The 12,234-nt window shown below is 68.5% G+C and carries 10 protein-coding genes; 7 read left to right on the forward strand and 3 right to left on the reverse strand.

Going from position 1 to position 12,234, the window contains the following annotated elements; all coding sequences use genetic code 11:
- The first annotated feature begins 241 nt into the window (after window positions 1-241).
- The gene (locus VHB27_RS01225) at window positions 242-1,435 is read left to right on the forward strand and encodes a DUF2325 domain-containing protein (protein ID WP_325596874.1); all 1,194 of its coding nucleotides are present in this window, start codon (window positions 242-244) and stop codon (window positions 1,433-1,435) included.
- A gap of 39 nt (window positions 1,436-1,474) precedes the next feature.
- On the opposite strand, the gene VHB27_RS01230 is transcribed toward VHB27_RS01225, so the two are convergent.
- Window positions 1,475-2,722 carry an NRAMP family divalent metal transporter gene (locus VHB27_RS01230; protein ID WP_325596876.1) on the reverse strand — a complete coding sequence of 416 codons (1,248 nt, stop codon included), beginning with the start codon at window positions 2,720-2,722 and terminating at the stop codon, window positions 1,475-1,477.
- A gap of 121 nt (window positions 2,723-2,843) precedes the next feature.
- Between VHB27_RS01230 and cysS the strand changes: the two genes are divergently transcribed.
- The 6 genes from cysS (at window position 2,844) to VHB27_RS01260 (ending at window position 9,793) form a co-directional block, all read left to right on the forward strand.
- A complete protein-coding gene (cysS, locus tag VHB27_RS01235; protein ID WP_325596878.1) occupies window positions 2,844-4,226 on the forward strand; it encodes a cysteine--tRNA ligase in 1,383 nt (460 codons plus the stop codon).
- 10 nt (window positions 4,227-4,236) lie between these two features.
- Window positions 4,237-5,025, forward strand: a complete 789-nt coding sequence (locus VHB27_RS01240; protein ID WP_325596880.1) for an RNA methyltransferase — start codon at window positions 4,237-4,239, stop codon at window positions 5,023-5,025.
- Between the two features lie 92 nt (window positions 5,026-5,117).
- The gene (locus VHB27_RS01245) at window positions 5,118-5,573 is read left to right on the forward strand and encodes a hypothetical protein (RefSeq protein WP_325596882.1); all 456 of its coding nucleotides are present in this window, start codon (window positions 5,118-5,120) and stop codon (window positions 5,571-5,573) included.
- Between the two features lie 79 nt (window positions 5,574-5,652).
- Window positions 5,653-6,474 (forward strand): formate/nitrite transporter family protein, encoded by an 822-nt coding sequence (locus VHB27_RS01250; RefSeq protein ID WP_325596884.1) that lies wholly within the window; start codon window positions 5,653-5,655, stop codon window positions 6,472-6,474.
- Between the two features lie 2 nt (window positions 6,475-6,476).
- Window positions 6,477-8,237 carry a NirA family protein gene (locus VHB27_RS01255; RefSeq protein WP_325596886.1) on the forward strand — a complete coding sequence of 587 codons (1,761 nt, stop codon included), beginning with the start codon at window positions 6,477-6,479 and terminating at the stop codon, window positions 8,235-8,237.
- Window positions 8,234-9,793, forward strand: coding sequence for a sulfite reductase subunit alpha (locus VHB27_RS01260; RefSeq protein ID WP_325596888.1), 1,560 nt, complete (start codon window positions 8,234-8,236; stop codon window positions 9,791-9,793). The genes VHB27_RS01255 and VHB27_RS01260 overlap by 4 nt, the downstream gene beginning before the upstream one ends.
- A 79-nt stretch (window positions 9,794-9,872) precedes the next feature.
- Here the strand turns inward: VHB27_RS01260 and VHB27_RS01265 are convergent, their stop codons facing one another.
- A complete protein-coding gene (locus VHB27_RS01265) occupies window positions 9,873-10,835 on the reverse strand; it encodes a succinylglutamate desuccinylase/aspartoacylase domain-containing protein (protein ID WP_325596890.1) in 963 nt (320 codons plus the stop codon).
- Complete coding sequence (gene argE, locus VHB27_RS01270) at window positions 10,832-11,998, reverse strand: acetylornithine deacetylase (protein WP_325596892.1); 1,167 nt, start codon at window positions 11,996-11,998, stop codon at window positions 10,832-10,834. Before argE ends, VHB27_RS01265 begins: the two co-directional genes overlap by 4 nt.
- Window positions 11,999-12,234 lie beyond the last annotated feature (236 nt).

Consider the following 12,234-nt stretch of genomic DNA (forward strand, 5'->3'; position numbering starts at 1 on the left):
CCATGTTCACCGACCAGATTCGCGCTTGGCAGACGCGTTCCCTTCAGCCAGTATCGCTATGTCCAAACAGACATTACGGTAGTTCGAGAATGGTCGCAAGCCGCCCCACCCAAGACCAAGCCCGCTTCGGATGAGCGGGAGCGCCCGTCCCGTCGTGCCGCGCCTGGCAGGCATGCCATCGGGGTCGCGTCACCCAGGCGCGCCGTCGGTCCCGCATGTGGCCGGCGCGCCGCCGGCATCAGTGCGGCCGTTCGATATCAAGCCGCTCGCCCCGATCCTCACGCTGCGCGAAGCCGCGCCGCGGCGCACGAAGATCTGGGAGTTCAATACGAACCTGCATTGTTCGATCATCGGCACCTGCCTTTCCACCACCGAACTCCGTCAGGTCCTCCGCAAGCTCGGCATGGCGCCGCCGGACAGCACGGACCACGAGCTGCACGGCATCGCCGTCACCCTGGCGGGCCGGCACGACGAGCCGGCGCGGCGGCTGCACAAGGCGCTGGATGCCAACCACAAGTTGGCCGTGAGCCAGTTCGCCAAGGCCTCCACCGAAGCGGACGTGCGCGCCCTGTGGCGGGGCGCGGTGAAGCGAGGCGACATCCCCGGCGCCTATTGGGCGACGCTGACGCACGAGGCGACCGGCCAGTCGCTGATCCGCGAGGCGTTCGGGGAGGTGCATATGCTGTCGCACCTCGTCGGATCGGCGAACCGCGCGGACATCAAGCGGCTATGCGTGCTGGAAGCGGAACGGTCGGAGCTGGCGGAGCGGCTCGACCAGCTTCAGGCCGCGATGCATGAAGCGATCACGGCAAGGGACGCACGGATCAACCAGTTGCAGGCGGAGCTGGAGGCGCAGTGCCCCGCCGCCCGGACCGAGGCCGATCCGGACCTGCGGACGCAGATCGCCGACCTGGAACGCCGCCTGGCGGCGGAGACGGCGCGGCGCTGTCACCTGGAGGAAAAGCTGGCCGCCGCGCAGGAAAATGCTGCCGCCGACCGCGACGCCCGCCTGGCCGCCGATGAAACCGCGCAGGCGATGCGGCGGGAACTGCAGGCGGTCGAAGAATCGCTTACGCCGGTGATGGACGAGACGGCGCCGCCGATCGCGCTGGGCGGTGCGGCGGTGCTGTATGTCGGCGGACGGCCGAACCAGGTGGCGCAGATGCGCGCCGTGGTCGGGCGGTTCGGCGGGACGCTGCTGTCGCATGATGGTGGGGTGGAGAACCACGCCTCGCTGCTGCCCGGCCTGATCAGCCGCGCCGAGTTGGTGCTGTTCCCGGTCGATTGCATCAGCCATGAGGCGGCGAACGCGGTGAAGGCGTTGTGCCGCCAGGTCGGGAAACGGTTCGTGCCGCTGCGCTCCGCCAGCCTGACGGCACTGGTGGCGGGACTGCATGACTGGATGGCGACGGGCGTGGCCGAAGCGGCGGAATAGGGGCCGGGAAGGCCCGGCCACCACGGCGAAGGAGGCAAGCTAGGCCAGGCCCGCCAGCGCGCCGAAGACGCCCAGCGCGCAGGTGACGGCGGAGACGGCGACGACCAGCCACAGATACCAGCCGCGCAGCCGGTGCGCCGCCGGCAGCGCCCGGACCGCCAGCGCGATCAGGAACCCCAGGACCAGCGGCAACAGCAGGGCGTTCATCACCTGCACCGCGACGTTCAGGCTCACGAGGTCGGGCCAGACGCCGACCAGCACGGCGCCGGCCACGACGCAGGCGGCGTAGACGCCATAGAACCAGCGTGCCCGCAGCGGATGGAACTCCAGCGAATGGCGGTAGCCGGTGACCTCGCCCAGGCCCCAGGCGAAGGCGAGCGACACGACGATTGCCGCCACCATGCCGGCGCCGAGGACGCCGAGGCCGAAAACCAGGTTGCCCATGGTCTGCCCCAGGAAGGGCGTCAGCGCCTGCGCCATGTCGCCGACCGTTTCCAGGCTGGCATCGGGCTTGCGCAGTCCGATCGTGGCGGCGCAGGCGATCAGCACCGCGGCCATGATCAACTGCGTCAGCAGCGCCCCCGCCGCCGTGTCCCAGCGCGCGGCCCGCAGGTGTTCGGGCGTCAGGCGCTTATCGGCCACGGCGGATTGCTGGTAGAACACCATCCACGGCATGATCACCGCGCCGATATTGGCGGCCGCGAGGTACAGGTAATCCCGGTCCCGGAACGGGATGTCGACGCTGCCTTTCAGCATGCCGGCGACCGAGGGATGCGCGGCCCAGGCAACGAAGAAGAACGCCAGCTCGAACAGGCCGACGGCGATCGCCACCCGCTCCACCCGGCGATAGGACCCGGTGATCACCACGGCCAGCAGCGCCACCGCCGCGATCGACAGCGATGCCGCGCGGGGCAGGCCGTACAGCTCGCCCACGCCGGCGACGCCCGAGAACTCGGTCAGCAGCGCGCCGGTGACGGCGACGCCCAGGCCAAGCGCCGACACCCAGGCCCAGCCCTTGCCGAAGGTATCGCGGATCAGCTCCCCATGGCCGCGGCCGGTGAACAGTCCCAGGCGGACCGTCAGTTCCTGCGCTATATAAAGGATCGGCACCAGCAGGAACTGCAGTCCCAGCAGGCGATAGCCCCACTGCACCCCGCTCTGTCCCGCGGTGATGACGCTGCCTACATCGGTGTCCGCCAGCATGACCACGAGGCCGGGTCCAAAAACCACCAGGAACCGACGGAGGCGGGAGGCCGGGGAGGGGCGGGACGCGTCGGTTGCCTGCATTTGCGAACGATTCTCAATTTGCCGTCGCTGCGTAAGGCCTGCGTTGATGTCTGTCAATCGTCCTTGGCCGTTGCGTCGCGCATCGGTTTCCCGGAAAAAGCGCGTCAGCAAGGGGTAACTTATGCCGGAGCTTTTTCTCCATAACAGTCTGAGCCGCCGCAAGGAACGGTTCGTGCCCATCGATCCCCGGCATGTACGCATGTACGTCTGTGGACCGACGGTCTACGACCTTGCCCATCTGGGCAACGCTCGGCCGGTGGTGGTGTACGACGTGCTGGCGCGGCTGCTGCGACGGTTGTACCCGCGCGTGACCTATGTGCGGAACATCACCGACATCGACGACAAGATCAACGCGCGGTCGCTGGAAAGCGGGGAGCCGATCGCGGCGATCACCGCCCGCACGACAGCGGACTTCCATGCCGACATGGCCGCGCTGGGCGCCTTGCCGCCGGACCGGGAGCCGCGGGCGACAGACCATGTCGCCGAGATGATCATGATCATCGAGCGGCTGATCGACTCCGGCCACGCCTATGCCGCCGAAGGCCACGTGCTGTTCGCCGTCGCCACGGACCCTGACTACGGCGCGCTGTCCGGCCGCTCGCCCGAGGAGTTGCTGGCCGGCGCGCGCATCGATCCAGCGCCGTACAAGCGGGACGCAGGGGATTTCGTGCTGTGGAAGCCCTCGCCGCCGGAACTGCCGGGATGGGACAGCCCGTGGGGACGCGGCCGGCCGGGCTGGCATATCGAGTGCTCCGCGATGTCGTGGAAGTATCTGGGCGAGACGTTCGACATCCATGGCGGTGGGGCGGACCTGATCTTCCCGCACCACGAAAACGAGCGCGCCCAGTCGCTCTGCGCCTTCCCGCACAGCCATTTCGCCAGGGTCTGGCTGCATAACGGGATGCTGCAGGTGAACGGGGAGAAGATGTCCAAGAGCCTGGGCAATTTCTTCACCGTCCGCGACGTGCTGGCGAAGGCGCCGGGCGAGGCGATCAGGCTGCTGCTGCTGCGGTCGCACTACCGGTCGGAACTGGATTTCTCCGACCAGGGGCTGGTGGAGGCGAAGCGGGAGCTGGACCGGTTCTACCGCGCCCTGGCCACCGCCCCGGCGGCAGAGGCGGCGGTCCCCGAGGCTGTCCCCGGGGATGTCCCCGAGGCTGTCCCCGAGGATGTCATCGACGCGCTGTGCGACGACCTGAACACGCCGCTGGCCCTGTCCGTCCTGCACGGCCTGGCCGACGCCGCGCTGGCCGGAGATGCGGCGGCGGCGGCCGGACTGCGCGCGAGCGGTTCGGTGCTGGGCTTGCTGGGCCAGTCGCCCGACGCCTGGTTCCGCGGCGGGCAGGAAGACACGGGCTGGATCGACATCGCGATCGCCGACCGGATCGCCGCACGAAAGGCGCGCGATTTCGCCAGGGCGGATGCGATCCGAGCGGATTTGGCGGCGAAGGGGATCGTGCTGGAGGATGGGCCGAAGGGCACGACCTGGCGGCGAGCGGGGTGAGAAAGAGGCCATGACCGGGCGCGACGGCGGCGCCGACCTGCACCCGATCGGCAACAGCCCAGTCGTCGTCCTCGTGCGGCCGCAGCTTGCCGACAATATCGGCGCCTGCGCACGGGCGATGGCCAATGGGGGGCTGTTCCACCTGCGGCTGGTGGCGCCGCGGGACGGCTGGCCGCAGGAGAAGGCGTGGCGGAATTCCTCGGGCGCCGACCGGATCCTGGATGCGGCCACGGTGCATGACACGGTGGCCGACGCGGTCGCCGACCTGCACCGGGTGTTCGCCACCTGCCCGCGCCCGCGCCACATCGTCAAGCCGGTGCTGACCGCCCGCGGGGCGGCGGCCGAAATGCGGCTGATCGCCGAACGCGGCCTGTCGATCGGCCTGTTGTTCGGTCCCGAACGCGCGGGGCTGGACAATGACGACATGGCGCAGGCGGACGCGCTGGTCCGCTACCCGCTCAACCCCGCCTTCATGTCGCTGAACCTGGCGCAGGCGGTGATGGTGATGGCCTATGAATGGTGGACCGCCGCCGACACGACGCCAGGGCGCACATTGATGACGAATGAAACCAAGGTGGCGACGAAAGGGCAGCTCGAGAACTTCCTGGCGCACCTGACGGACCAGCTCGATGCCTGTGGTTTCCTTCGCAACCTTCCCAAGCGTCCCGGGATGGTGCGCAACATCCGCCACTTCTTCCAGCGCGGCGAGGTGACCGAGCAGGAGCTGCGGACGCTGCATGGGATCGTGACGGAGCTGGCGATCGGCCGGCGGCAGCGCGGACGGCTGGAGGAGGAGTAGCCGCCCTGCTCACCTTTGACCCGCGCGCCCTTTCCGATGCCCTTGCCGACTGGCGCAACTTCTACGCCATAGCGGGCGAAGGGTCCGCCACCATGATCGGGCTGCTCTTCGTCGCCGCCTCGGTCGCCTCCAACCGTTTCCGCGGCAGCCGCTCCGCCGCGCTGCGCATGTTCCTCTCCGCCAGCGTCGTGCATTTCGGCAGCATCCTGGGCGTCAGCCTGATCCTGGCCGCGCCGTTGCGGCTGTGGACCGTCTGCGGCGGCTTCGTCGTCGCCGCCGGGGTCTTCGGCGTCGGCTATTACGGCCTCACCTGGCGGGACGCGATGACGGACGGTCTCAGCCGGCGGATCGACCGCGAAGACACGATCTGGTACGCGATCCTGCCCCTGCTGGCCTATGTGCTGGAGGCAGCCTGCGGCATCGGCCTGGCCCTGAGACTGGCGGCGGCCTTGCCCGCGCTGGCGCTCACCGTCGGCATCCTGCTGATCGTCGCCCTGCACAACGCCTGGGACATCACGATCTGGAGCATCTCGCGCGCCGACGACTGACCGCAACGATCGTGGCACGGAAATCGCATTGTTCGATGCCAAAAAAGCGATCAGCGAAAAAAGCGAACAGCGAGGCACCATGGACTCTTTGAAGCCCCCCGCCATCGTCTCCGCCATGATCCAGGCCGGCGCCACCAAGGCCGCCTTGTCACCCGGCGACCTGCTCGTCCGCGGCATGCTCTCGGGCGCCCTGCTCGGTATCGCCACCTCCCTGGCCGTCGGCGCCGCCGTGCAGACCGGGCAGCTTCTGGTCGGCGCCCTGATCTTCCCCGTCGGCTTCGTCATGATCGTCCTGCTGGGCCTGGAACTGGTCACCGGCAGCTTCGCCCTGCTGCCCATGGCGGTGATGGCCGGACAGGCAAAACCCGCCCAGATGCTGACGAACTGGTCATGGGTCCTGCTGGGGAACCTGATCGGCAGCGTCATCTATGCCATCCTGTTCGTGATCGCCGTCACCAATGCCTGGCAGGTCGCCCCGGTCGGGGTCGCCGACCGCATCCGCGCCCTGGCCGAGGCCAAGACGATCGGCTATGCCGCGTTCGGCGGGGCGGGCATGCTGACTTGCGTCGTCAAGGCGATCCTGTGCAACTGGATGGTCTGCATGGGCGTGGTGATGGGCCTTGCCTCCACCTCCACCATCGGGCGCATCGTCGGCGCCTGGATGCCCATCCTGATCTTCTTCGCCCAGGGCTTCGAACACACCGTCGTCAACATGTTCATCATCCCCGCCGGCATGATGATGGGCGCGAAAGTCTCGCTGTTCAGCTGGGTCGCCTGGAACCTGGTGCCGGTCACGCTGGGCAACCTCGTGGGCGGCTTCACCTTCGTCGCCCTGGCGTTCTACGTCACCTATGCCCGCAAGGGCGCTGAACTGCCCTCGGCCCTGCCGCAGGAGACGTAGCCATGTCCGGCCCGTTCTCCACGGAGCAGCAGGAATACCTCAAGGGTTTCATGTTCGGCGTCGAGGCGCGGCGGGCCGCGGCCGGCCTGCCTTTGGCGCCGGGCGGGGGCGAGGCGTCGGATCCCAACGACCTGCAGCGCGCCGCGCAGGACCGCACCGTCGCCGCCGGCGGCAAGCTGGTGGCCGAGGAGGAGGCGAAACGAAAGAAGCCGCCTTTGCTGCGCTTCGACGAGATCGCGGCGATGGCGCAGGAGGGGGCGTTCCCGAAGGGAACGGACGTTTTCCTGACGAAGTACTTTGGCCTGTTCTATGTCGCGCCTACCCAGAACGCCTATATGTGCCGCCTGCGCATCCCCGGCGGCATCCTGACCGCGCACCAGATGCGCGGCGTGGCCGACATCGCCGACGACCTTGCCGGCGGGTTTGCCGACATCACCACGCGGGCCAACCTGCAATTGCGGGAAATCCCCGCTTCGGCCCCGCCCGAAATCGTCATCCGCCTGTCGGAGATCGGCCTGACGTCCCGCGGGTCCGGTGCCGACAATATCCGCAACGTCACCGGCAGCCCGACCGCGGGGATCGATCCGCACGAGCTGCTGGACACCCGTCCCCATACGCGGGCGATGCATCATTTCATCCTGCACCATCCGGAACTCTACGGCCTGCCGCGCAAGTTCAATATCGCCTATGACGGCGGCGGCGCGGTGGCGGTGCTGGAGGATACCAACGACATCGCCTTCACCGCGGTGCAGGTCGCCGACGGGTTCGGCGTGCCGCCCGGCGTCTATTACCGGCTGGGCCTGGGCGGCATCACCGGCCACAAGGATTTCGCCCGCGAAACAGGCGTGATCGTCGCGCCTGATGAAACGATCCCGCTCGCCAACGCCATCCTGCGCGTCTTCATCGCCGAGGGAAACCGCACCGACCGCACCAAGGCGCGGCTGAAATACGTGCTCGACCGCATCGGCATCCCGGCCTACCTCGACAAGGTGGAAGCCGAGCTGGGGAGGCCGTTGACACGTGTGGACGCGGCGGCGATCCAGCCCCGGCCGGTGCAGGACCGTATCGGCCATATCGGCGTGCACAAGCAGAAACAGGAAGGCCGCAGCTATATCGGCGTCGTCTTCCCCGTCGGCCGCGTCACGTCGGAACGGATGCGCGGCCTTGCCGCCATCGCGGACCGTTACGGATCGGCGCAGGTGCGGCTGACGGTGTGGCAGAACCTGCTGGTCCCCGACATCGCCGAGGCCGACATCCCTGCCGCCTGCGCGGCGATCGAGGCCCTGGGCCTCGACTGGAAGGCCAGCCACCTGCGCGCCGGGCTGGTAGCCTGCACCGGCAACGCCGGCTGCAAGTTCTCCGCCAGCAACACCAAGAAGCATGCGACCGATCTGGTCGAGTTCCTGGAGCCGCGCATCACCGTCGACGCGCCGGTCAACATCCACCTGACCGGCTGCCATCATTCCTGCGCGCAGCACTATATCTCCGATTTCGGCCTGCTCGCCGCCAAGGTCGAGCAGGGAGAGGACATGGTCGAAGGCTATGACCTGCATGTCGGCGGCGGGGCCGGCGCGCATCAGGCGATCGGCCGGCTGATCCGCCCCGGCGTGGTGTTCGAGGACCTGCCGCCGATGATCCTGGCCCTGCTGCGCGAATGGATGCGCAGCCGCGAGCCGAACGAAAGTTTCCAGGACTGGAGTGCGGCGCGCGACGACGCGACGCTGCTGGCCTTGACCGACGCCGCGCACGCCGAGGCGGCATGAACGCGGTTCTGCCCCCTGGTTTGCCCCCCTTGCCGTCGATCCCGGAGAACGCCCCGTTCTCCCTCGAACAGCGCGCCTGGCTGAACGGGTTCCTGGCGGGCCTGTACGGCAATCCCGGCGCGACGACGCCAATGACCCTGTCACCGGGTGCGGCGCCGGAGCCCGAGGAAGATTTCCCCTGGCACGACCCGGCGCTGGAGCTGGACGAGCGGATGAAGCTTGCCGAGGGCAAGCCGCTGAAGCGGCGGCTGATGGCGGCGATGGCGCAGCTCGATTGCGGCCAGTGCGGCTATCTGTGCCAGACCTATTCCGAGGCGCTGGCCGAGGGCCGCGAGGCCACCACGACGCTTTGCGTGCCGGGCGCGAAGGCCACCTCGCGCATGGTCAAGCAATTGCTGGCCGAGGCGCCCGCCATCGCAGCCTCCGCCGTCCCGAAAGCGCCGGCGGAGCCGGAGGGCGTGCCCGTTACGGTGCTGTCCGCCGAACCGCTGACCACGCCGGATTCCGCCAAGGACGTGCGGCATGTCGTCATCGACCTCGGTGTCCCGGGGCTCACGTACCTGCCGGGCGATTCGATCAACCTGACGGTGCACAACGATCCGGCGCTGATCCAGGCGACGATCGCGGCGCTGGGCGCCAAGCCCGAAACGGTGGTGACCGGCGCGGACGGCAAGGATCGGACGCTGGCCGAGGCGTTCGACGTGCTCGACATCGCCCGCCCGCTGGACCGCACGCTCGACCTGCTGGCCGGGGCGGCGGCCTATCCGGCGCATGCCGCGGCGCTGCGCAAGCTGGTGGAAGGGGACGACGGGGCGGAGCCGGACGGGTTCGACCTGCTGGATTTGTTGCAGGCGTTCCCATCGGCACGCCCGCCGCTGGGCGATTTGGTGCGGTCCTTGCCGCCGTTGCGTAAGCGGCTCTATTCGATCGCGTCCTCGCCGCTGGCGCATGCGGGGCAGGTCCATCTCTGCGTCAGCGTGGTGAAGGACATGCGGCGGTCGCGTGCACGGCTGGGCGTGGGCAGCGGTTTCCTGGGATTCCGGGCGGTCGGCGGCGGCTCGATCCTGGCGAGCATCCAGACCAGCCATTTCCGTCTGCCGGATGACCCGAAGACGCCGGTCATCATGGTCGGCCCCGGCACCGGCATCGCGCCATTCCGATCGTTCCTGGCCGAACGGTCGGCGGCGGGGATCAAGGGCAGGAGCTGGCTGTTCTTCGGCGACCAGCATGAGGCGTCGGACTTCCTTTACCGCGACACGCTGCGCGGTTGGCTGTCGGACGGCACGCTGGGTCGGCTGGACGTCGCGTTCTCCCGCGACCAGGCGGCGAAGGTCTATGTGCAGCACCGGATGGCGGAACAGGCCGCCGATCTATGGCGCTGGCTGCAGGAAGGCGCGCATTTCTACGTCTGCGGCGACGCGATGCGGATGGCGCGCGACGTCGACGCCGCGCTGCGCCGGATCGCGATGACCGAGGGCGGGCTGTCCGAGGACCAGGCACGGGAGTGGATCGTCGCCCTGGCGCGGCAGGGGCGTTACCTGCGGGATATCTATTGAGGGGCGCTTTGCGCCGACAGGCTTCTTCCGGGCGCCAGGGGCTGGCTGTCGCGCCAACCAGGACACCGCACCGCCCGTATCACATTGCCCCCTCGAACCGCCCCAACCGCACCGCCGTATGCCCGCGGCTCGGCCGCAGCGCCGGCATCACCAGCAGACAGTTGTCGTGCGGCGTGCGGATTTCCGTCTCCCCATCCATCGCGATCAGCGTGTTTCGTTTCGCGATGATGTCGCCGCCTCGGTAGTTCTCGACGAAAGCAAAATTGGACGTCATCGCCGTCACCGCCATGGTTACGGTCGCCACGCGGACCGGCCGCGGCGATGCAGGTGGGGGCGGCAGCATCGAGGTGTCGTCGACGAGCCTCAGGTGCCGCAGCAGCCCGGCGATGCTGGCCAGCATGGTCTGCACCGTGGCCGGTTCCCAATGCTGCCCGGCCTCGACCAGTACCGCGGCGCAGTTGGCGTCGGCGCAGGAGAAACGCGGGTAATCGATCAGCCGGCGTCCGTTGACGTGGCCATGGTCGGCGACGATCAGCGGCGGGGTGCCGATCGCCTTCGCCAGCGCCCGTCCGGCGGATGATGAACCGCACAGCGTCAGCGCCTCGGACGGCCAAAGCATCGAATGCAGGTCGAGCACGACGTCGACCCCTTCGATGAACGGCCGCATGTCCCGGGCGCGGGTGAGTTCGGCGGAATAGCGGGGACCGTCGAGGACGGCCGGGTCCCAGACCCGGTTCAGGTCCTCATCGACGAAGCGCGAGGCAGTGGGACGCGCCGGATCGAAACGATCGAAGGCGCCGAGATTGACGAAGCCCAACGTCAGCCGTCCGCGCGACGGCCGGACCCGGGCCCGCAGCAGGCGGTCCAGAGCGACGGCACCGGCGATCTCGTTGCCGTGCATCAGCGCCAGCAGCGCCACGTGCGGGCCTGACTTGCCGCTGTCGAAAGAGGTGAAACCCTGCAGGCCGGTGTTGCCTTTCAGCCATTCGCCGATATCCGGTCGGTCGATATGGACCTTGAACTCCGGCAGCGGCGGTGTCATGTCAGCAGCCGTTCGGCCATGCGGCGGATGAAACGATCACAGAGCACAAGCTGTTCTTCGGCGATCCATTCGTCCGGTTGATGCGCCTGCGCGATATCGCCGGGTCCGCAGATGATCGTCGCGATGCCGGCCTCCTCATAGAAGCCGCCCTCGGTGCCATAGGCGACCTTGCCGGCGCTGTTGGACGATGCCACCTGCTTGACGATCGTTGCCAGGTCGTGGTTCGCCGGCAGGTACATGCCCGGCATCTCCAGCTCGACCGTATAGGAAAAGCCGCAGGCGGGATCGACGGCCTTCATCGCCGGCTCGATCGTTTCGGCGATCCAGTGCTGCATCCGCCGCAGATGCGCGTACGGGTCGTCGCCCGGGATCAGCCGCCATTCCATGGTGAATTCGGCGTGCTCCGGAATGATGTTCAGGATGGAGCCGCCCTTGACGGTGCCGACATGGATGGTGGTGTAGGGCGGATCGAACCCCTCCTCGAACGGGCCTTCGGCGGCGAGGCGTTCGCTTTCCTGCCGCACCCAGTCGATCGCGCGGGCGGCGGCGTAGACGGCGTTGACGCCCTTGGCGGGTTCGCTGGAATGGCCCGGCCGGCCCTTGACGGTGACGCGCAGGTTGAGCTTGCCCTTGTGCGCCAGGATCGGCTTCATCATCGACGGTTCCCCGACCACGCACACGCTGGGGCGCAGGCCGGATTCGGCCATGTCCTCGATCAGCCGCACCGCACCGTTGCAGCCGACTTCCTCGTCATAGCTGATGAACAGGTGCAGCGGGCGGACCAGGGGCATCGCCTGGAAGTCCGGCACGGCGGCCAGGCAGGCGGCGACGAAGCCCTTCATGTCGCAGGCGCCCCGAGCGAGCAGGCGCCCGTCCTGGTGGCGCAGGGTGAAGGGATCGGCGGACCAGGACTGGCCGTCCACCGGAACGGTATCGACATGGCCCGACAACGCCAGCCCGCCGGTGGCCCGCGGCCCGATCATGGCATGGATGTTGGCCTTGTCGCCGGCGGCGTTCTGGCTGACGCGATAGGCGACGCCGAACCCGTCGAGGTAGTCTCGTACGAAACCTATAAGCGCAAGATTGGAGTTGCGGCTGGTCGTGTCGAAGGCGACCAGCCGGCGCAGGAGGTCAACGGTGCTCTGGCGGCCGGGGTTTGACATCCATCTCACTCTATACAGGTCCGCGACGGCGGCAACCGGTGGTGGCGGAACCGTCTTATCACGGACCTGTGAGGGCGCAACGGGCGGTTTGCCTCCGTCGGCGGCATCCCCTCTCACGACTCCCTTGGCGCGGCCCCCGCGGCGATGGCAAGCTGGCGTCCAGGCGCGCGGGCATAAGCGGCGCCACGAAGGGGAGGACTATCCATGGGACAAGCACGTTGGGGCGCCGGCTGCGC

Source organism: Rhodopila sp. (assembly GCF_035548235.1).
Taxonomy (GTDB): domain Bacteria; phylum Pseudomonadota; class Alphaproteobacteria; order Acetobacterales; family Acetobacteraceae; genus Rhodopila.